17 protein-coding genes are annotated in these 20,358 nt (G+C 74.1%); 5 read left to right on the top strand and 12 right to left on the bottom strand.

Annotation, left to right across the window (positions count from 1 at the left end):
- The first annotated feature begins 133 nt into the window (after positions 1–133).
- Positions 134–616, top strand: a complete 483-nt coding sequence (locus ACIP4O_RS03590) for an SsgA family sporulation/cell division regulator (protein WP_401571039.1) — start codon at positions 134–136, stop codon at positions 614–616.
- Between the two features lie 78 nt (positions 617–694).
- Here the strand turns inward: ACIP4O_RS03590 and ACIP4O_RS03585 are convergent, their stop codons facing one another.
- The 6 genes from ACIP4O_RS03585 to ACIP4O_RS03560 form a co-directional block, all read right to left on the bottom strand.
- Positions 695–1,213: a pyridoxamine 5'-phosphate oxidase family protein gene (locus tag ACIP4O_RS03585; protein ID WP_401571036.1), complete on the bottom strand. Its 519-nt coding sequence runs from the start codon at positions 1,211–1,213 to the stop codon at positions 695–697.
- A gap of 166 nt (positions 1,214–1,379) precedes the next feature.
- Positions 1,380–1,907: a tetratricopeptide repeat protein gene (locus ACIP4O_RS03580; RefSeq protein WP_401571033.1), complete on the bottom strand. Its 528-nt coding sequence runs from the start codon at positions 1,905–1,907 to the stop codon at positions 1,380–1,382.
- Between the two features lie 54 nt (positions 1,908–1,961).
- Complete coding sequence (locus ACIP4O_RS03575) at positions 1,962–2,534, bottom strand: dihydrofolate reductase family protein (protein WP_401571030.1); 573 nt, start codon at positions 2,532–2,534, stop codon at positions 1,962–1,964.
- 354 nt (positions 2,535–2,888) lie between these two features.
- Positions 2,889–5,177, bottom strand: a complete 2,289-nt coding sequence (locus tag ACIP4O_RS03570; RefSeq protein ID WP_401571027.1) for an MMPL family transporter — start codon at positions 5,175–5,177, stop codon at positions 2,889–2,891.
- Positions 5,178–5,451: 274 nt separating this feature from the next.
- Complete coding sequence (locus tag ACIP4O_RS03565) at positions 5,452–6,048, bottom strand: TetR/AcrR family transcriptional regulator (protein ID WP_361320081.1); 597 nt, start codon at positions 6,046–6,048, stop codon at positions 5,452–5,454.
- A 246-nt stretch (positions 6,049–6,294) separates the two neighbouring features.
- Positions 6,295–6,741 (bottom strand): MerR family transcriptional regulator, encoded by a 447-nt coding sequence (locus tag ACIP4O_RS03560; RefSeq protein WP_401571023.1) that lies wholly within the window; start codon positions 6,739–6,741, stop codon positions 6,295–6,297.
- A 108-nt stretch (positions 6,742–6,849) separates the two neighbouring features.
- Between ACIP4O_RS03560 and ACIP4O_RS03555 the strand changes: the two genes are divergently transcribed.
- Both ACIP4O_RS03555 and ACIP4O_RS03550 read left to right on the top strand, forming a co-directional pair.
- Positions 6,850–8,190, top strand: coding sequence for a SulP family inorganic anion transporter (locus ACIP4O_RS03555; RefSeq protein ID WP_401571021.1), 1,341 nt, complete (start codon positions 6,850–6,852; stop codon positions 8,188–8,190).
- 98 nt (positions 8,191–8,288) lie between these two features.
- Positions 8,289–11,906: a S41 family peptidase gene (locus tag ACIP4O_RS03550; RefSeq protein WP_401571019.1), complete on the top strand. Its 3,618-nt coding sequence runs from the start codon at positions 8,289–8,291 to the stop codon at positions 11,904–11,906.
- A 207-nt stretch (positions 11,907–12,113) separates the two neighbouring features.
- Here the strand turns inward: ACIP4O_RS03550 and ACIP4O_RS03545 are convergent, their stop codons facing one another.
- The 5 genes from ACIP4O_RS03545 to ACIP4O_RS03525 form a co-directional block, all read right to left on the bottom strand.
- The gene (locus ACIP4O_RS03545; protein ID WP_203607248.1) at positions 12,114–12,287 is read right to left on the bottom strand and encodes a hypothetical protein; all 174 of its coding nucleotides are present in this window, start codon (positions 12,285–12,287) and stop codon (positions 12,114–12,116) included.
- Positions 12,288–12,387: 100 nt separating this feature from the next.
- The gene (locus ACIP4O_RS03540) at positions 12,388–13,254 is read right to left on the bottom strand and encodes an SDR family oxidoreductase (protein WP_401573802.1); all 867 of its coding nucleotides are present in this window, start codon (positions 13,252–13,254) and stop codon (positions 12,388–12,390) included.
- Between the two features lie 71 nt (positions 13,255–13,325).
- On the bottom strand, positions 13,326–14,426 hold the full coding sequence (locus ACIP4O_RS03535; RefSeq protein WP_401573800.1) for an alpha/beta fold hydrolase: 1,101 nt from the start codon (positions 14,424–14,426) through the stop codon (positions 13,326–13,328).
- Positions 14,427–14,455: 29 nt separating this feature from the next.
- A complete protein-coding gene (locus ACIP4O_RS03530) occupies positions 14,456–16,000 on the bottom strand; it encodes a flavin-containing monooxygenase (protein ID WP_401571015.1) in 1,545 nt (514 codons plus the stop codon).
- Between the two features lie 919 nt (positions 16,001–16,919).
- Positions 16,920–17,420 (bottom strand): peptidylprolyl isomerase, encoded by a 501-nt coding sequence (locus tag ACIP4O_RS03525; RefSeq protein ID WP_401571012.1) that lies wholly within the window; start codon positions 17,418–17,420, stop codon positions 16,920–16,922.
- A gap of 620 nt (positions 17,421–18,040) precedes the next feature.
- Here ACIP4O_RS03525 and ACIP4O_RS03520 point away from each other — a divergent pair.
- On the top strand, positions 18,041–18,739 hold the full coding sequence (locus tag ACIP4O_RS03520) for a MerR family transcriptional regulator (protein ID WP_401571009.1): 699 nt from the start codon (positions 18,041–18,043) through the stop codon (positions 18,737–18,739).
- 106 nt (positions 18,740–18,845) lie between these two features.
- Here ACIP4O_RS03520 and ACIP4O_RS03515 read toward each other — a convergent pair whose 3' ends face one another.
- Positions 18,846–19,649 carry an exodeoxyribonuclease III gene (locus ACIP4O_RS03515; RefSeq protein ID WP_361320063.1) on the bottom strand — a complete coding sequence of 268 codons (804 nt, stop codon included), beginning with the start codon at positions 19,647–19,649 and terminating at the stop codon, positions 18,846–18,848.
- Positions 19,650–19,726: 77 nt separating this feature from the next.
- On the opposite strand from ACIP4O_RS03515, the gene ACIP4O_RS03510 reads away from it, so the two are divergent.
- A complete protein-coding gene (locus ACIP4O_RS03510) occupies positions 19,727–20,212 on the top strand; it encodes a GNAT family N-acetyltransferase (protein WP_401571005.1) in 486 nt (161 codons plus the stop codon).
- Positions 20,213–20,358: the final 146 nt, after the last annotated feature.

Raw genomic sequence — 20,358 nt, 5'->3', positions numbered from 1 at the left:
GCGGGGACGCTCGCAAAACCGTACGATCATAGTGCCCAGTTGCGAGCGACTTGCAAGAGTGCGTCCCCCGCAGCTGCTCCGGGCCCGCGCTCCTCACCGGGCGGATTCCCCGCATTCGTGCGAGTCTGCGACCGTGACAGGCATCGAGCAGTACGTACGGGTACGGGTGTGCGCGAGCGGCCCCGACGAGGCGGAGACGCTGCCCGTGCTCCTGCGGTACGACCCCGCCACCGACGCGACGCTCGTCGGCCTCGGCTTTCCCGGTACGGAGGGGGCGCACGACCACGTCTTCGCGCGCGCTCTCCTGGAGGAGGGCCTGCGCAGCCCGGCCGAGACGGCGGCCCTGCGGATCTGGCCCTGCGGCCGCGCGCAGACGGTCCTCGAACTGCGCCGCGCGGCGGGGCACCTCCTGGTCCTGCAGTTCGACAGCACGGACCTGATCCGCTTCCTGCGCCGCACGTACACGGCGGCGGCCCACTACGAGGCGGGGCTCACGGGACCGGTGCGGGAGGCGCCGAGGGCGCCGGGCCGCCAGCCGCAGGCAGCGCCCGCCGGGCCGGCGCCGCCCGCCGGGCCGGTGCCGCCGGTCTCGACGCGGTCGCGGTCCTCGGCGTAGTACGGGCCGCCGCCCTCATCAGGAACGGCGGCCCGCTACGAGCGGGCATGTCCGCGCTCCGGCCTCCCGCTCGGCGTGTCAGCGTCCCTGCCACGTGTAGCGCGTCTGGCTGAACACCGGCAGCTTGGCGAAGGCGAATCCCCGCGTCGGCTCGATCCGGTACAGCCGGACGTCGCCCGCGACGACGGCTGCGCCCATGCCGTACCAGGTGCCCTCGGGGTCGGTCAGGTGCGCGCCGTACTTGCGCGCGAAGTCCGCCATCGCGCGCTCCCGCTCGGAACGTTCCCCCACCGCGGACGCGAGGCCCTCGACGACGAGGTCCACTCCGTTCAGCGTGCCCGTGCCGGTCGTCAGCGCGCAGTGGGAATTGCTGTCGAGATTGAGCGCCTTGCGCTCCTGGCCGCCCGTGACGAAGCACAGGGCGCCCAGCGCCCGCGCGGCCAGCAGCGGCGTCACGTGCGGGCGCCCGTCGGGCCGCACCGTGGAGAGCCAGAAGATCTCCGCCTCGTCCAGGATCGCCCGTGCCGAGGCCCACGGGGTCGCCCGCGCGCCCGGGTCCGAGAAGGCTCCCAGTTCCACGTCCGGTTCAGTCTCCATGCCGCGTCCTCTCCGGGGGCGGGTGCGCGGGCCGCGCCGCCCCGCCCGCCGTTCGTCGTGTCCCGCCCGGGTCCGGCGTTCGTCCCCTCGTGGTGACTCCGGCCGACGGCAGAACTCATCGGCCCGCGCCGGGGACACGGACGGTAGCGCGTGCGGGAGGCGGGGGTCAGTCGCCGGTCTCGACGCGGTCGAGGTCCTCGGCGTAGTACGCGATGGCCTTGCGGAAGGCGCGCACGCCCGGGTCGGTGCTCGTGCCGGCGAGGAGGGTGAGGAGGGCGCGGATGGCCTCGTGGTGGGCGCCGGTGTTGTGGCGGGCCATGGCGAGGAAGACGGTGAGCGCGCCGTCGCCGGGGTGGGCGGCGAGGCCGGCCTCCAGGGTCGCGACGGCGTCCTCGTACCGCCCGAGAATCCGGTACGTGCTGCCGAGCCCGAGGTACACGCCGTGCCGGTCCTCGGCACCGAGCGCGCCGACGCCCGCGAGCGCGGTCTCGTAGAAGGGCACGGCGGCGGCCTCCCGGCCGAGCACGTCGTGCGCCCAGGCGGTCTGGTAGGCGACCTCGGGATCACGCGGATACGCGGCACTCAGCGCGAGCAGTGCGGTACGGGCCCGCTCGGCCTCGCCGTTCTCGCGCAGCCGCACGGCCGCGTCGAGAGGGGCGCGGGCCTCGGGGGGCAGCGGCGGGGTGCTGGTCACGGGGCGATTCTCGCAGGGGGAGCCGGGGGCCCTGGCGGGCCGGCCCGGCCCCGTTCAGCGCACCACGTCGAAGATGTTGAGCTGGATGCCGTTCGCGTACGCCGCGTGCTCGACGAGGCGGAGCGTGCGGGTGTCCGCGTCGGTGGCGGGGAAGAGGCGCAGGCCCGCGCCGAGCAGCAGCGGGAAGACGAGCAGGTGGTAGCGGTCCACGAGGCCGGCGTCGGCGAGGGCGTGGTGGAGGCGGGCGCTGCCCTGGACGAGGAGCGGACCGCCCTCGCCCTCCTTGAGCGCCGCGACCTCGTCGAGCGAGCGCAGGAGCGTCGTCGGGCCCCAGCCGGGGACGAGGGCGTCCTCGCCGAGCGTGGTCGAGACGACGTACTTGGGCAGCGCGTTGTACGTGGCGAACTCCGTCCTGCCCGGCCACACGGCGCTGAACGCCTCGTAGCTGCGGCGGCCGAGGAGCAGGGCGCCGGCCTCCTCCTGCTCGCGGCCCTTGATCGCGTACGCCTCGGGGAGGAACTCCACTCCCTCGAAGGTCCACCCGGCGTTGCGGTAGCCGGTCTCGCCGCCGGGGGCCTCCATGACGCCGTCGAGCGAGACGAAGGCGGTGCTGATGAGAGTGCGCATCGAGAGGGTCCCCTGGGGTCGTGATCCGTGGCGGTGCCGGGCTGGGCGGGCCGCCACGTCCCCCGAAGCCGCGTGGCGGACCGCCCGTACTGAAGACCGGTGGGGCGGCGGAAACTCATCGCGCGGCGCGCCACGAGCGGCAGGGCCGGTGTCCGCGCCACGCGGATACCGGCCCTGCCGTGGACGGGGAAGGGCCCGGCGAGAGCCTTGCCCTCTCGCCGGGCCCGCCGTGCCGGCCCCGTCCCCACGGACCTCGGCACGGTCGCCGGGTGGTGTGCGGCGCGAAGCCGGCCACCCGGTCACCGGGCGGGACGCGGCCGCGGAGGCCGCTCGTCCCGCCCGGGGCCAGGACTCTCAGACGCGGGTCAACTCCCGTTCCGCGTCCGGGTCCTGGGGTCCTTCACCGGAGGACGAGGTGTCCCCCAGCGCCTTGTGGAGCTTCTCGCCCTCGACGTCGACGTTCGGCAGAATCCGGTCGAGCCACTTCGGCAGCCACCAGGCACGTCGGCCGAGCAGGGCGAGTACCGCCGGGACGATCGTCATGCGCACCACGAAGGCGTCGAAGAGGACGGCGATCGCGAGGGCGAAACCGATCATCTTGACCATCTGCTCGCTGGAGCCGATGAAGCCGCCGAAGACAGCCATCATGATGACGGCGGCGGCCGTGACGACCCGCGCCCCGTGCCGGAATCCGGTCTCGATCGACTGCCGCGGGCTCTCCCCGTGGACGTACGCCTCCCGCATGCGGGTCACGAGGAACACCTCGTAGTCCATCGCGAGACCGAAGACCACGCCCACCATGAAGATCGGCATCATGCTCATGATCGGCCCGGTCTGCTCGACCCCGAAGAGCGAGCCGAGCCAGCCCCACTGGTAGACCGCGACGACCGCGCCGAGCGCGGCGACCACCGAGAGAAGGAAGCCGAGCGCCGCCTTGAGGGGCACGAGGATCGAGCGGAAGACGAGCATCAGGAGCAGGAAGGCGAGGCCGACGACGAGCACCAGGTACGGCAGCAGCGCGTCGTTCATCTTCTGCGAGACGTCGATGTTCATCGCCGTCGTACCGGTCACGAGGACTTCGCCGTCCTTGCCGGCCTTGACGTCCTTGCCGAGGTCGCGGATGGAGTGGACGAGGTCCTCGGTCTGCTTGGAGGAGGGCTTGGAGCCCGGGACGACGCTGATGGTCGCCGTGTCGCCGGCCTTGTTGAAGGCGGCGGGGGAGACCGCCGCGACGTCCGGGAGCTTCTTGACCTCGGCGGCGACGTGGGCCGCCTCCGCCTGCGGGTCGGCGATGCCCTTGCCGTCGTAGACGAGCATGAGCGGGCCGTTGAAGCCGGGGCCGAAGCCGTCCGAGAGCAGGTCGTAGGCGCGGCGCTGCGTCGTGTCGGTCGGCTGCGAGCCGTCGTCGGGCAGGCCGAGTTCGAGCTGGGTGGCCGGGACGGCGATGACACCGAGGCCGAGGACGCCGAGGACGAGGACGAGCACGGGGCGGCGCAGGACGAAGCGGGCCCAGCGGGTGCCGCCGTTGACCTTGTGCTCCCCGTCCGCGCCGCGGGAGGCGGCGGCGACGGCGCGGGCCTGCGCCTCGGGGCCCTGGTCCTTGACGGCCTTGGCGGCCTTGCGGGCCTTGCGGCCGAGCACCTTGTCGCCCGCGAAGCCGAGCAGCGCGGGGATGAGGCTGAGCGCGACGATCACCGCGACCGCGACCGTACCGGCGGCGGCGACGCCCATCTTGGTGAGCATCGGGATGTTGACGACGGCGAGGCCGCACAGGGCGATGATCACCGTGAGCCCCGCGAAGACGACGGCGGAGCCCGCCGTGCCCGTCGCGCGACCGGCGGCTTCCTCGGGCAGTCTGCCCTCGGCGCGTTCGGCCCGGTAGCGGGAGACGATGAAGAGCGCGTAGTCGATGCCGACCGCGAGGCCGATCATCATCGCGAGGGTCGAGGTCGTCGAGTCCAGGTGGAGGGCGGAGGCGAGCGCGGTGATCGAGGCGACGCCGATGCCGACGCCGATGATCGCCGTGAGCAGCGGGAGCCCGGCCGCGACGATCGCGCCGAAGGTGATGACGAGGACGACGGCCGCGATGACGATGCCGACGACCTCGGTGGAGCCCGACTCGGGCTCGGCCTGGAGCGCGTCGCCGCCGATCTCGACGGTGAGGCCCTTGTCCTGGGCCTTCTCGGCGGCGTGCTCCAGCGAGTCCTGGCTGGCGTCCTTCAGCTCCATCGAGCTGACCTTGTAGCTCACGGTGGAGTAGGCGATCCTGCCGTCCTTGGAGACGGCCGCGCTGTTCTCGAAGGGGTTCGCCGCGTGGGCGACCTCCTTCGAACCGTGCTCGATCGCGGAGATCGTCTTGGTGACCTCGGCCTTGTTCGCCGGGTCGGTGATCTTCTGGCCCTCGGGCGCCTTGAAGACGACGCGGGCGCTCGCCCCGTCGGCGTTGCCCCCCGGGTTGCGCTGGTCGAGGAGGTCGAAGGCCTTCTGGGCCTCGACGCCGGGTATGGAGAACTGCGTCGGTCCGGGACTGCTCGCGGTGGCGGCACCGAAGCCGACGAGCGCGAGCAGCGCGACCCAGATGAGGGCGACGACGCGGCGCCGCCTGAAGGCGAACCGGCCGAGCCGGTAGAGGAATGTGGCCACGGGGGTGGAACTCCCGTTCGATCAGGGGCGGAAAAGGGACAAGGCTTCGCGGTGCGTCCGGCCCTGACGGGAGGCGGTCACGTCAGGTGGTACGGGTCGCGGCGGCCCGTACACGGCTGGTACGGGGGCGCGGTGCGCGGACCGGTGCCCGCCCGGCTCACCCTGGTCCGGGCAGGCCGGCTCGGCGGCGCGGGTAGGCGTCGCGGGGCGTGCTGGCCCGGTGGGGAGGGGGAATCGAGGGGCGCGCGTCAGTCCGCGCGGGGGTCGTGCGGAGTCAGGCGCCGAGGGCGGGGAGCACCACGGCGTCGATGTATCGGGTGAGGAAGTCCCGGTCCAAGGGCCGCGCGTCGATCATCTGCCGGGCGACGAAGGCGCCGACCATCATGTGCACGACGAAGTCGATCGCGGGTCTGTCCGCTTCCACCTCGCCACGCTCCACCGCGCGCCGCAGCACCTGGCCGAGCCCCGTCACCTCGGGCTCGATCAGCAGCTCACGGAAGGCGCGGTGCAGATCGGGGTTGCTCTTCATCTCCATGGCGATCCCGCGCATCAGCGCGGCGTCCTCCGCCATGCGGCAATCGTCCTGGCTGCCCACCATCGCGTGGAAGTCCCCACGCAGGCTGCCGGTGTCGATGTCGGCGATCGAGTGCGGTTTGTGATGGCGCAGCGCCTTCACGACCAGCTCGGGCTTGCTCCCCCACTGGCGGTAGAGGGTGGCCTTGCTGGACCGGGTGCGGGAGGCCACGGCGTCCATGGTGAGCGCCTCGTAGCCGACCTCGCGGAGCAGGTCGAGCACGGCGCCGTACAACTCGGCCTCGCGCTCCGGCGTCAGACGGCTGCGACGCGTCGTCGCGCCCGCTGCTCCAGCCATCCGGCCCACCTCCTGCTCGCTCCCGCGCGTCCGCCTCGCCCCGGGGAGGGACGGGCGAGCGACACGCGTCGGTCCACGCACCCTAGCTCCAGGAGTGAAGCGGGATGCGCTCTCGCACGCTCTGAGCCTACCCGCCCGCCAAGCGAAACGAAACGGTTTCGTACGTGAGGTGGGCCACGCGTGCTGCGCAGGGCTTATTTATCCGGCGCGTACACGCTCGGCCCACGGGGGTGGGGAGCGGGCCGATCACCCCTGGACTTCGACGCCCGACCCGGACCCCGACCCCGGCCCCGCCTCCGGCCCCGGCAGCCTGCCGCGCAGGGTCTCGGCGAACTCCTCCGCCCGCGCGAGCTGCACCCGCAGCCGCTCGACCTGCTCGCTCGCCTCGCGTTCGTAGGCTCGTACGCGCCCGAGCAGCGCCTCGCGCTCCTTTGGCGGCAGGGCCCCGGCGCCCGCGTCGAGGCGGTCGGTCGCGGCGAGCAGCTCGCGCATCTGTTCCAGGGTGAATCCGAGCGGCTTCATGCGCCGGACCACCATCAACCGGGCGACATCGGCCTCGGTGTAGAGACGGAAGCCGCCCTGGGAGCGGGCCGAGGGGATGACGAGACCGGTCTCCTCGTAGTGCCTGATCGTGCGCAGCGACAACTCCGTACGCTCCGCCACCTCGCCGATCCGCATGCGCTCGCCCGTCACGCGGGCATTGTCGCACCGGCGGCTCCTCGACGGCCATTCCTACCCTTACGTAACGGTAGAGTGTGAGGGCTCCCCCGCCTCCTCGCCTCCGACAGGTACCTCCCCCTCGTGACCTCATCGCCCGGCCTCACGGACGCGCACCCCGACGACAGCCCGCACGCCGACACCACCGCGCACGCCGCCGCCCCCGTCGCCACCGCGCCCCCGAGCCCCGCATCCGGCCCCGCCTCCGGGGTCGCCCCCCGCGCCGGCCTCCGCCGCTCCCTCCCCGCCTGGTGCTCCGACCCGCGTGTGTGGCGCACCGAGGTGCTCGCCGGGCTCGTCGTCGCGCTCGCGCTCATCCCCGAGGCGATCTCCTTCTCCGTCATCGCGGGCGTCGACCCGGCCGTGGGCCTGTGCACCTCCTTCACGATGGCCGTGACGCTCGCGCTCGTCGGCGGGCGCCGCGCGATGATCTCCGCCGCGACCGGCGCCGTCGCCCTCGTGACCGCCCCCCTCAACCGCGAGCACGGCTTCGGCTACCTCGTCACGGGCGTGATCCTCGCCGGGGTCCTCCAGGTCCTGCTGGGCGCGCTCGGCGTCGCGAAGCTCATGCGGTTCGTGCCGCGCCCGGTGATGACCGGCTTCGTCAACGCGCTCGCGATCCTCATCTTCCTGGCGCAACTGCCCGAGCTGCGCCACGTGCCGTGGGCGGTGTACGCGCTCTTCGCGGGCGGGCTCGCGCTCATGGTGCTGCTGCCGAGGCTGAGCCGGATCGTCCCCGCGCCGCTCGTGTCGATCGCCGTGCTCACCGCGCTCACGGTGGGCGCGGGCATCGCCGTACCGACCGTGGGCGACAAGGGCGCGCTGCCGTCCTCGCTGCCCACGCCGGGGCTGCCGGACGTGCCGTTCACGGCCGAGACGCTGCGGATCGTCCTCCCGTACGCGTTCGCCATGGCACTCGTCGGGCTCATGGAGTCGCTCATGACCGCCCGTCTCGTGGACGAACTGACCGGGACGCCCTCGTCGAAGACGCGCGAGTCGGTCGGGCAGGGCATCGCCAACGTCGTCTCCGGTTTCCTCGGCGGCATGGGCGGCTGCGCGATGATCGGCCAGACGATGATCAACGTGAAGGTCTCCGGGGCCCGTACCCGCGTCTCGACCTTCCTCGCGGGTTCCTTCCTCATGGCGCTGTGCCTCGCGCTCGGCCCCGTCGTCTCGGACATCCCCATGGCGGCGCTCGTCGCGATCATGGTCATGGTCTCCCTGACCACCTTCGACTGGCGCTCGATCGCCCCGGGCACCCTGCGCCGCGCACCCCTCGGCGAGATCGCCGTCATGGTCCTGACGGTCGCCGTCGTCGTCGCGACGCACAACCTCGCGATCGGCGTCGTGTGCGGCACGTGCCTGACGCTCCTCGCGCGGCGGTACGGGTGGTGGCGGACGGCCGGGAGCGGCGACCGGCCGTAGCCGCGCGGGGCGCGCCCGCGCCCGTACGGCCCTCCGCCGCCCCTCCGCCACCCGTTCCCCGAGTTGCCGCGTCCCGCCGCGCGTAGAGCATGGGAGGGGTGAGCGCGCACCCGAGGGACCCGTACCCGCGGGGCGGAGCGGCCTACCTCCGCCACCCCGCCCTGCACGCCGACCTCCTCTGCTTCGTCGCCGAGGACGACCTGTGGCTCGCCCCGCTCCCGGCCCCCGGCGCGATGGAGCCCTCCCTCGCCCGCCGGCTCACGGCGGACCGCACGAAGCTGAGCCACCCCCGCTTCTCCCCGGACGGCGCGCACCTCGCCTTCGTCTCCTGGCGCAGCCTGGACCCCGAGATCCACCTCGCCGAGGTCGCGGGCGACACCCCCGTGCGCCAGCTCACCTACTGGGCCGGACGCGACACCCGCGTGTGCGGCTGGAGCCCGCCCGACGCGGACGGGCGCAGCGACATCCTCGCCGTCTCCTCGCAGGCCCAGCCGTTCTCGTACTTCTCCTGGGCCTACAAGGTCCCCACCGACGGCTCCCCCGGCGGCCCCCTGCCCTGGGGCCCCGTCGCCGCGCTCGCGCAGCACGGCCACGACGGTGACGAGCGCACCCTCCTGCTCACCGGCACGCCCCCGCACGAACCGGCCGCCTGGAAGCGCTACCGGGGCGGCGCCACCGGGCGCCTGTGGCTGCACGGCGAACGTCTCCTCGCCGACCTCGACGGGCACCTCGACTGCCCCCTGTTCGTCGGCGACCGGGTCGCGTTCCTCTCCGACCACGAAGGCGTCGGCAACCTCTACTCCTGCCGCCCGGACGGCTCCGACCTGCGCCGCCACACCGACCACGACGCCTTCTACGCCCGCAACGCGGCGAGCGACGGCGAGCGGATCGTCTACCAGTGCGCGGGCGAGCTGTGGCTCGTCGACGACCTCGCGCCCGACGCGGTCCCGCGCCGCCTCGACATCCGCCTCGGCGGCCCCCGCTCGGGCCGCCGCCGCCACCAGGTCCCCGCCGCACGCCACCTCGACGCCGTGTGCCCGGACGAGACGGGCCGCGCGAGCGCCGTCGCGGTGCGCGGCAGCCTCTACTGGCTCACGCACCGCGACGGCCCGGCGCGCACCCTCGCGGACACGCCGGGCGTGCGGGTGCGGATGCCGGTGCTGTACGGGGGCGGGGCCTTCGTCGCGTACGTGAGCGACGCGGGCGGCGCCGACGGCATCGAGATCGCCCCGCTCCCCCGCGCGGGCACTCCGGGCCCGGTGCGGCGCTGGGCGCACGGGCGGCTCGGGCTCGTCGAGGAGCTGGTCGCCTCGCCGAAGGGGGACCGGCTCGCGGTCGCGACGCACGACGGGCGATTGCTGCTGGTGGAGCCGCCCGTGAGCACGCCCGGCGGGGCAGGGCCCGAGGACGATCCGGCGGCGGAGAGCGAGTCACCGGGCGGGAGCGGGCCGGACGCCGGGGACCGGGGCGGCGAGGAGGCCGGGCCCGCGCGGGAAGGCGGCTCCGGACCCGTACCGGAGGGAGCCGCGACCACCGGGGGCGCGGAGGAAAGCGGCGCCCAGGCCGCTGAGGTTGGTGAGGCCCGTGAGGCCGGTGAGCCGCCCGAGGCGCGTGTCGTCGAGGTCGTGCGCTCGTTCAACGGACCCGTGCGGGATCTCGCCTTCTCGCCCGACGGGGCGTGGCTCGCGTGGTCGCACCCGGGGGTCGGCCGGAGTCTGCGGCAGATCAAGCTCGCGCGGATCGGCGAGGGGGACGGGCCGTTCTCGCTCATCGACGTGACCGACGGACGGTTCGAGGACGAGAACCCCGTCTTCACGCGCGACGGCCGCTACCTCGCCTTCCTCTCCTGGCGCGGCTTCGACCCCGTCTACGACGTGCACACCGGCGACCTCTCCTTCCCGCTCGGCTGCCGCCCCCACCTCGTCACGCTCTCCTCCGCGACCCCCTCGCCCTTCGCGCTCAGCGCGGACGGCCGCCCGGCGGCCGGCGGCCTGGACCCGGACGACCGCGCCTCGGGGTACGAGGGGGTCGTCATCGTCGAGGCGGAGGGCCTCGCGAGCCGCGTCACGCCCTTCCCCGTACCGGCCTCGAAGTACTCCTCGCTCTCCCCCGTCGCGGGCGGCGGCGTCGTGTGGCTGCGCTGGCCCATCTCCGGCGCGCTCGGCCAGACCTTCGCCAACCCCGCCGACACCTCCAGCCGCCCCACGCTCGAACACTTCGACCCCGCCCGCGCCCGCCGCACCCAGCTCGTCGACCACCTGGACGCCTTCGCCGTCAGCGGCGACGGCAGCCGCCTCGTCGTCGTGGACGACGGCGAACTGCGCGCCGTCCCCGCCAACGACCTGCCCGACGACGCGGGCACCTCGTACATCGACCTGCGCCGCGTCCTCCACGAGGTCGACCCGCCCGCCGAGTGGCGGCAGGCGTACGACGAGGCCGGACGCGTCATCCGCGCCTACTTCTGGGACCCCGGCCTCAGCAACATCGACTGGGACGCGGTGCTCGACCAGTACCGCCCGCTCCTCGACCGCGTCGCCTCGCCCGACGAGTTCGCCGACCTGCTCCGCGAGGCGTACGGCGAACTCGGCACCTCGCACGCCTACGTCACCGCCGCGCGCCGCAGCGAGGGCCCGCCCCACTACCAGCGCGCGCAGGGCCTCCTCGGCGCCGACTTCGCCTGCCGCGACGGGGCCTGGGAGCTGCGGCGCATCCTGCCCGGCGAGTCCTCCGACCCGCGCGCCCGCTCCCCGCTCGCCGGTACGGGCATCCGCGAGGGCGCCGTCCTCACGCACATCGACGGCCGCCCCGTCGACCCCGTCACCGGCCCCGCTCCCCTCCTGTCCGGTGCGGCGGGCACGAGCGTCGAGCTCACCTTCGCCGCCTCCGGTGGCGGCCCGCCGCGCCGCGTCGCCGTGCTCCCGCTCGTCGACGAGCGCGCGCTGCGCTACCACGACTGGGTCGCCAAACGACGCGCCGTGGTACGCGAGTTGAGCGACGGGCAGTGCGGCTACCTGCATATTCCCGACCTCGGCGGCTCCGGCTGGGCGCAGTTCAACCGCGATCTGCGCCTGGAGATGTCGATGCCCGCGCTCATCGTCGACGTGCGCGGCAACGCGGGCGGCAACATCAGCGAACTCGTCCTGGAGAAGCTGACGCGCCGCGTCATCGGCTGGGACCTCACGCGCGACGCCATGCCCGTCTCGTACGCGTCGAACGCCCCGCGCGGCCCGCTCGTCGCGCTCGCCGACGAGGCCACCTCCTCGGACGGCGACATGATCACGGCCGCCTTCAAACTCCTCGGCCTCGGCCCCGTCGTGGGGCAGCGGACCTGGGGCGGCGTCGTCGGGATGACGGGCCGCCACCGGCTCGTCGACGGCACGGTGGTGACGGTCCCGATGAACGCGGCGTGGTTCGACGCCTACGGCTGGGGCGTCGAGAACCACGGCGTCGACCCCGACGTCCCCGCCCTGCGCACCCCGCTCGACTGGGCCGAGGGCCGCCACGCCCAACTCGACGACGCGGTCTCCCTCGCCCTGGAACTCCTGCGCTCCCAGCCCCCGGCGGAGCCCCCGACGGTGGCGACCGTCCCGGACCGGGCCCGCCCGGAACTGCCGGGACGCGAGGAATCGGCGAGGCGCGGGGCGGCTGCGGGGCGGAAGGCGGCGGGGGCGGAGTCGGCGGAACGGGGGGAGGGGGCGGCGCCGGAGCGGGCCTAGGGGGCGGGCCGGCCCAGGGGCGCAGGTCGCTTCGAGGTCGCCCCAGCTTTGAGGTCGCCCCCTGTGGCCGGTCCGGGGCGCTCGCTTGTGGCAGGTCCGGGGCGCTCGCTCTCTGCCCGCACGCACGAGAGAAGGGCGGCGGCGGACCGCTCCCGGCCCGCCGCCGCCCTCCACCGCCCGCGCGCTCACGCGCCGGGCGGGGCTGTCTCACTTGTCGTCGTCGTGACCCATCTTCCCCCGCAGGTCGTCGGCCTTGTCCTGGCCTGTGTCGCGGGCCTGGTCCGAGGCGTCGGACGACTTCTCGGACGCCTGGTCCTTCGCGTCCTTCGCCTTCTGCTTGAGCTGATCGGCCTTGTCCTGGAACTGGTCCTTGATGCCCATGTAGCTCTCACTCCTCAAGAGGGGTGGGGGAAGAGAAGGGGGCGCCCCTGACGAACGCCCCGTCCCAGCCTGGCACGGGCGGACCGGCCCCGCATGTCGATCAGGCGCCGCCGCCCCTGCTCCGCTCGTCCGCCGCCCCACCGGCCCCCACCAGGCCCTTCGGCACCCGCGCGAGCCGCTCCCCGTACCGGGCCACCTCGTGCGCGCCGACCGTCCCGATGAGCATCGGCAGCGCGCCCCGTACCGACTGCATGTGCCGCAGCCACCACTGCCCGTACACGTGCGCCGAGCGCCGCTCGATGCCGTGCAGGATGCGGTCCACGGCCGGGCTCAGCGGGTACGTCTTGTTCGCCGGCCACGGCAGCCGGGCGCGCAGTTCGCGCATGACGTCGTCCTGGTCCGCGCCGCGCACCATGTCGGTGTCGGTCCAGCTCAGGTAGGCCACACCGACCTTCACGCCGAGGTGCCCGACCTCGGCGCGCAGGCAGTGGGCGTACGCCTCGACCCCGGACTTCGACGCGCAGTACGCGCTCATCATCGGGGCCGGGGTGACGGCGGCGAGCGAGGCGACCTGGAGCAGGTAGCCACGGCTCTCGGCGAGCAGCGGCAGGAAGGCACGCGCGGTCGCCGCCGCGCCGAGGAGGTTCACCTCGATCACGCGCCGCCAGGAGTCGGGGTCGGAGTCCATGAAGGGACCCCCGATCGCGACCCCGGCGTTGGCGACGACGATGTCGACCTTCCCGAAACGCTCCTTCACCTCGGCGGCGACCTGGGTCATGGCGGCCTGGTCGGTCACGTCCGCGTACCAGTGGTCGCTGTCCGCGTACAGCCGCGTCGACAGGTCCTTGAGCGCCTCGGGTTCCAGTCCCACGAGCGCGACGCGGACCCCGTGCGCGGAGAGCTTGCGCGCGAGCAGTTCACCGACCCCGCGCGCGGCCCCGGTGACGACGGCGACCTGCCCCTCCAGGGGGCCGGGGCGGCGACGGCGCTCGGAGCGCGAGGTGAGGGTGCGGCCGGTGCCGGGCGGCGGCTGGGGGCTCATGCGGACTCCTCGGCGGTCTGGGCGGGGCGCTTGGCGGGGGACTTGGCGGGGGACTTGGCGGGGGACTTGGCGGGGGACTTCGCCGTACGGGACGGGGCGGGCGGGTCCTCGGCGAAAATGTCCCCGGCATGCGGGTCCTCGGCAGGCGGGTCCCCGGCAGGCGCGTCGGCATCCGTCCGTACCGCGTCCGCCTTCACCGCGTCCGCCCGTACCACGTACGTCGTCACCAGGTCCCGGATCGCCTCCGTCACCGCCGCAGGGCCCTCGATCGGCGTCATGTGGCCGAGGCCCGGCAGGGTCGTGAGGCCGAGCGAGTGCGGCAGCGACTCGTCCATGAGGCGGGCGTGCACGGGCGGTGTGAGCTTGTCGGCGGAGCCGACGACGACGGCCGTGGGCGCCTCGATCGCGCGCAGCCCCGCCTCCTCGTCGAAGAGGTCGAGGACGCGCGACCACCCCTGACGCACCGGGGTCGGGCAGGCGTGCACGATCCGCGCGCAGGCGTCGACCTGCTCGGGGCTCGCCCCCGGCCCCATCACCCCGTACTTGAGCACCTTCTTGCCGAGCGGCGTGACGGGCCCCAGCGGCGCCCGCGCCCCGAGCACCGCGCCCGTGAGCCGCCTGCGCACGGGGCTCTTCGGCAGCGGGAGGACGGTCGCCTCGCCGACGAGCCGGGCCGGACCGGTGGAGCAGAGCAGCACGGCGGCGGCGTGCTCGCGGAAGGCGGGGCGATCGGCTGCGGCCATGAAGGTCATGCCGCCCATGGAGTGCCCGGCGAGGACGGCGGGCTCGCCGGGCGCGAGAGTCGCCTCCAGCACCGCTTCGAGGTCGTCGGCGAGCGCCTTCGGGCTGTAGCCGAGGGGGCCGGGCGGCGCGGGGCTGCGGCCGTGGCCGCGCTGGTCGTAGGCGATGACGCGGTGGTCGGGGGCGAGCGCGCGTATCTGCGCGGCCCAGAAGGCGATCGAGCACGTCCAGCCGTGCGCGAGCACGACGGCGGGCGCGTTCTCGGGCCCGAAGACCTCGACGTGCACGAGCGAGCCGTCCGCCGAGACGACGCGCGGTTCGTGCACGGGCGCGGGCGGCACGTACGTACCGCGCACGGCGTGACCGGGGTTGGCGAGCAGCGGACTCACGCGGCCGCCACCTCCTTCGTGTCCTCGGTGGTACGGCTCGGGTCCGGCTCCGTGGCGGCGCGCGGGGGCCGCAGCACCTCGTACTCCAGGAGGTCCACGCGCCGGGTCGCGGCGCGGAACTCGGCCGTCGTGCCCGGCCAGATCGTCGTATTGCGCCCGGAGGCGTCGAGGTACCAGCTCGTGCACCCGCCGGTGTTCCACACCGTGCGCTCCATGCGGGTCTGGACGCGCTCGTTCCAGGCGTCGACCGAGGCGGGGCGGGGGTCGAGCGCGGTCCCCGGGCCCAGCACGTCGAGCTGTCGGAGGTAGTCGGCGAGGTAGTTCAGCTGGGCCTCGATCATGAGGATCATCGAGGAGTTGCCGAGCCCGGTATTGGGGCCGATGACGGTCATGAAGTTCGGGAAGCCGCTCGCGGTCGCGCCGCGCAGCGCGGCCATGCCGTCCTTCCAGCTCTCGGCGAGCGTGTGCCCCTGAGCGCCCACGACGCGCTCGGCGATCGGCATGTCCGTGACGTGGAAGCCCGTGCCGAAGACGATCGCGTCGACCTCGGCCGTCGAACCGTCGGCGGCGACCAGGGTGTTGCCCCTGATCTCGCTGAGCCCGGAGGCGACGAGGTCCACATTCGGCTGCGCGAGGGCCGGGTAGTAGGTGCTGGAGAGCAGGATGCGCTTGCACCCGATGCGGTACGAGGGCGTCAGTTTCGCGCGCGTCGCGGGGTCCTTGATGGACCGGTGCATGTTCGCCTTCGCGAGGCGTTCGACGAGTCCCAGTTCGTCGGGTCGCTTCGTGAACGCCTGCACCTGGAGCTCGCGGATGCCCCACAGCGCGGCGCGACGGGCGGCCGTCGTGAAGGGCAGCGCGCGGTGCAACCGCCGCTCCAGACCGCTCACTTCGCGGTCCATCCGGGGCATGACCCAGGGGGGCGTGCGCTGGAAGAGGGTGAGCCGCTCGACCTCGGGCTGGATCGCGGGGACGATCTGGATCGCCGAGGCGCCCGTACCGATCATCGCGACGCGCTTGCCGCGCAGCTCGTAGTCGTGGTCCCAGCGCGCCGAGTGGAAGACCTTCCCGGGGAAGGTGTCGAGCCCCGGGACGTCCGGGATCTTCGGGTCGGAGAGCGGCCCTGTCGCCGAGACGACGACATCGGCGGTGTACGGGCCCGAGGCCGTGTCCAGCTCCCAGCGCATCCGCTCGCCGTCCCAGCGCATGTTCCGCACCTCGCTGTCGAAGCGCAGGTGCGGGCGGAGGCCGAAGGTGTCGGCGACGCGCTTCAGGTAGGCGCGAATGTGCGGCTGGCCGGAAAAAGTGCGCGGCCACTCGGGGTTGGGCGCGAAGGAGAAGGAGTACAGGTGCGAGGGCACGTCACAGGCACAGCCCGGATACGTGTTGTCGCGCCAGGTCCCGCCGACGGAGCCCGAACGCTCCAGGACGACGAAGTCGGTCACCCCCTCGCGCCGCAGCCGCACGGCAGCGCCGAGCCCCCCGAACCCCGAACCGACCACGGCCACCCGCACGTGGGTGCTGCTGCTTGTCTTCGCCATCGAGCCGCCTCCCGCACTCTCCCGACGATGCTGCCAGCAATCACTGGCACGGTTGGAGCGTAGAACAGACCCGTACTCATGGGTAGGGGTCGGACGGGACTTGTTACCGCCGGTACGGGGGCTTGGGGGGTGGGGACGGGTGCGGGGGCTTCGGGGGGCGGGGGGCCTCGCGGGGGCGGGGGACCTCGCGGCGGGGCGAGGGGCCTCGCAGGGCGGGGGGCCTCGCGGCGGGGCGAGGGGGCTTCGCGGCGGGGTGGGGGGGCTTCGCGGCGGGGTACGGGCTTCGGGGGGCGGGGGCGGTGCGGGGTGGCTTCGCGGGGGCGGGGGGCCTCGCGGGGCGGCGGCGGGGCGGGGGGCCTCGCGGCGGGGTGGGGGCTTCGGGGGCGGGGGCAGTGCGGGGGGCTTCGGAGGAGCGCGGCGGTGCGAGGGCTTCGCGGGAGCGGGGGGCGGGGGGCGGGGGCTTCGGGGGAGCGCGGCGGTGCGAGGGCTTCGCGGGAGCGGGGGGCGCGGCCGGTGCGAAAGGCTTCGCGGGGGCGGGGGCTTCGGAGCGCGGCGGTGCGAGGGGGCTTCGCGGGGGCGGGGGCCTCGCGGCGGGGTGGGGCTTTCGGGGCGGCGCGGGGGGCTTCGCGGCGACGCGGGCGGCTTCGCGGCGGCGCGCGGGGGAGCCTCGCGGCGGCACGGGGGCGCTTCGCCAAGAGCCGGAAGGCGTCGCCCCGGAAGGGGTGCCCCTCGAAACGACGGGGCGCCCGATAACACCGAGGGGCGCCCGGAGACGCCGAGGAGCGCCCGGAGACGCCGAGGAGCGCCCGGAATCGACAGCACGCGAAACGAGGACAGGTGGCCGAAGACGCCGAAGGGCGGGCAGGCACCCGCGCCCGCCCGCCCGCCGCCGCGTCCTTCGACGCGAGGTGAACCGCCGTCAGCCGACGATCTCGGCCCGCTCGATGACGACATCGTTCTTCGGCACGTCCCGCATCCCGTTCCTGATCCCGGTCGGCACCACCTTGATCTCGTCGACCACGTCCCGCCCCTCGACGACCTCGCCGAAGACCGCGTATCCCCAGCCCTGCGGATTCTTGCCGCTGTGGTTGAGGAAGTCGTTGTTCGCGACGTTGACGAAGAACTGCGCGGTCGCCGAGTGCGGGTCGTTCGTACGGGCCATCGCCACGGTGTACGTGTCGTTCTTCAGCCCGTTGTCCGCCTCGTTCGGCACGGCGGCCCGCGTCGGGCGCTGCACCATCTTCGCGTCGAAACCGCCGCCCTGGACCATGAAGTTGTCGATGATCCGGTGGAAGATCGTCCCGTCGTAGTGCCCGTCCTCGACGTACTGGACGAAGTTGGCCACCGTCTGCGGCGCCTTCTCCTCATCCAGCGCCAGCACGATGTCCCCGCGATTCGTGGTCAGCTTCACCTGTGTCATGCGGCTCTCCTTCGGTCCAACCGGAACAATCCCCGCATTGTGCCAGCGCGGGGGCGGGGCCCCCTCCCCCCTCCCCCACCCCGCCCCACCCCCACCGCCCCTCCGCCCCGCATAAGGTGCGCCACGTGGACGAGCACCCGACGACCGAGCCCACCCCGGCAGCCGAGCCGGCACCCGGCCCCACCCCGGCCCCCGGCCCCGCCCCGACACCCAGCCCCACCCCGGCGGCCGAGCCGAGCCCCGCCCAGACAGCCGAGGACGCCCCCACCCCGGCAACCAGCCCGGCAACCCAGCCCCGCCCCACGCCCACAGCCGGCCCGGCAACCCCGCCCACGCCGACAGCCGAACCGGCTCCCGCCCAGACAGCCGCCCCCGACCCCACCCCCGCAGCCGAGCCAGGCCCCACCCAGGCAGACCCGCCCGCCCGAGCCACCACCCCCGGCCCCACCCCGGAAGCCAGCCCCCCGGCCCCACCCAGCCCCACCCCCGCGGCCGCGCCGAGCCCCACCCCGGGAGAAGCACCCGGCCACACCCCCTCAGCCACCCCACCAGCCGAGCCGAACCCCACCCCCGCCCCGCCTCACTCACCGGCCCCCGCCAGGGAGTACCGCACCGCCGAGTTGGCCGAGGCGGCCGGCATCACCACCCGCACCCTGCGCTTCTACCGCGAGCGCAAGCTGCTCGCCGCGCCCCGCCGCGAAGGCAGGATCGCCTGGTACGACGAGCACCACCTCGCCCGCCTGCGCACCATCGCGGCACTCCTGGAGCGCGGTCACACCCTCAGCGGCATCGCCGAACTCGCCGAGGCCTTCGAGCACGGCAGGGACGTCGCCGACGTCCTCGGCGTCGGCGAGACCCCGACGGAGGAGACCCCCGTCCGCCTCTCCCCCGAGGAACTCGCCGACCACTTCGCCGGCGAGGTCACCCCGGAGAACCTCGCCGCCGCGCTCGACCTCGGCTACCTCGCCGTCGACGGGGACACGATCGTCCACATCAGCCGGCGCCTCCTGGACGTCTCCACGACCCTGGTCCGCGAGGGAGTCCCGCTCGCCACCGTCCTGGAGGCCGGCCGCCAGGTCCGCGTCCACGCCGAGGCCCTCGCCACCCTCTTCCTGGAGATCCTCCGCCCCCACGCACTCGCTACCGACCCCGCCAAACTCCGGCCACTCGCCAAGGCCGTCGTGGACGCCGAACTCTCCCTAGCCCTCGACCGCCGCCTCACCGACCCGGCCCTGGCCCCCGAAGCCGCCCCCCAACCCGGCCCGGGCCACACCCCCGGACCCCCATCGGACCCGCCCACCTCACCCCCTCCCGCCTGACCACCGCACCCGTACCCGAGCCGGGCACGCCCCCGAGCCGACACCGGCCCCGAACCCCGCGCCCCACACCACCCTCGGCCCGCAACCTCAGCCCCTCCCCCTCACCTCACATCTCGTACGTCACCGTCACCGGCGCGTGGTCGCTCCACCGCTCCGCGTGCGTCGCCGCTCGTTCCACCTCCGCCTTAACCGCCCGCCCGGCGAGCCCCGCGCTCGCCATGTGGTAGTCGATCCGCCACCCCGTGTCGTTGTCGAAGGCCCGGCCCCGGTACGACCACCACGAGTACGGCCCCTCGACCCCCGCGTGCTGGGCGCGCACCACGTCCACGTAACCGCCGTCCGCCGGATCGAGGACCTGCGACAGCCACTCGCGCTCCTCCGGCAGGAAGCCCGCGTTCTTGCGGTTGCCCCGCCAGTTCTTCAGGTCGGCCTCGGTGTGCGCGATGTTCCAGTCCCCGCAGACGAGCACCTCGCGCCCCTCCGCCGCCGCCCGCTCGCGCAGCTCCTTCAGGTACGCGAGGAACTCGCCCATGAAGCGGTACTTCTGCTCCTGCCGCTCGGTCCCCACCTCACCGCTCGGCAGATACAGGCTCGCCACCGTCACACCCGGCAGGTCCGCCTCCACGTAGCGCCCGGACCCGTCGAACTCCGCACTGCCGAAGCCCGTCCGCACCCGGTCCGGCTCCCGCCGCGTGTAGAGCGAGACCCCGGCCCTTCCCTTGTCGGCCGCCGGCGCGTGCAGGCTGAACCAGCCCTCGGGACGGGCCACCTCCTCCGGCAGCTGGTGGGCCTCGGCCCGTACCTCCTGGAGGCACAGCACATCCGCCGAGGTGCCCGCCAGCCACTCGGTGAAGCCCTTCTTGGCCGCTGCGCGCAGCCCGTTCACGTTCACACTCGTCACGATCAGCACACTCGAAACCCTAGAGCACACGCTCGGACATTCGTCCGGAGTTATCCACAGATGCGACCGGCGGTACGATCATCCTCATGCAGATCCGCCCCGTCCCGTACGACCACCCGGACGCCGTCAAGCTCAACGACCAGGTCCAGCTCGAATACGCCGAGCGCTACGGTGACGACGGCGACATGACCCCGCTCGACGCCGGGATGTTCACCCCGCCGCGCGGCCTCTACCTCCTCGCCTACGACGAGCGCGAACGCCCCGTCGCCACCGGCGGCTGGCGACGGCAGGACACCAGCGAGGAGGGGTACGCGAACGGCGACGCCGAGCTCAAGCGCATGTACGTGGTCCGCGAGGCCCGCGGCCTCGGCCTCGCGCGCCGCATCCTCGCGCTGCTGGAGGAGGACGCCCGCGAGGCGGGCCGTACCCGCATGGTCCTGGAGACCGGCACGATGCAGCCCGAGGCCGTCGCCCTCTACCTCTCCAGCGGCTACACCCCGGCCCCCGCGAAGTTCGGCCTCTACCGCGAGTACGACACGAGCCTCTGCTACGTGAAGTCCCTCCACCTCTGACAGGACACACCCCAGCCGACGCGCCCCCGGCCGGCCGAACAACCCCGGCCCGCCGCACCCCGCCCCGCGCCCCCACCAGTCCCCCACCCGCCGCACCCCCGCCAAACGCCCCCTCCGCCCGCACCCCCTCCCCGCCCCGCACAAAC

This window comes from Streptomyces sp. NPDC088923, from assembly GCF_044749745.1.
GTDB lineage: Bacteria > Actinomycetota > Actinomycetes > Streptomycetales > Streptomycetaceae > Streptomyces.
This window is presented reverse-complemented; position numbering and strand designations above follow the sequence as displayed.

Bases quoted from the DNA above. Each gene is read 5' to 3' on its own strand.
- ACIP4O_RS03565 (WP_361320081.1), bottom strand. From the start codon at position 6,048: ATGGCTGGAGCAGCGGGCGCGACGACGCGTCGCAGCCGTCTGACGCCG.
- ACIP4O_RS03530 (WP_401571015.1), bottom strand. From the start codon at position 16,000: ATGGCGAAGACAAGCAGCAGCACCCACGTGCGGGTGGCCGTGGTCGGT.
- ACIP4O_RS03510 (WP_401571005.1), top strand. From the start codon at position 19,727: ATGCAGATCCGCCCCGTCCCGTACGACCACCCGGACGCCGTCAAGCTC.
- ACIP4O_RS03545 (WP_203607248.1), bottom strand. From the start codon at position 12,287: ATGGGCATCAAGGACCAGTTCCAGGACAAGGCCGATCAGCTCAAGCAG.
- ACIP4O_RS03575 (WP_401571030.1), bottom strand. From the start codon at position 2,534: ATGCGCACTCTCATCAGCACCGCCTTCGTCTCGCTCGACGGCGTCATG.
- ACIP4O_RS03525 (WP_401571012.1), bottom strand. From the start codon at position 17,420: ATGACACAGGTGAAGCTGACCACGAATCGCGGGGACATCGTGCTGGCG.
- ACIP4O_RS03585 (WP_401571036.1), bottom strand. From the start codon at position 1,213: ATGGAGACTGAACCGGACGTGGAACTGGGAGCCTTCTCGGACCCGGGC.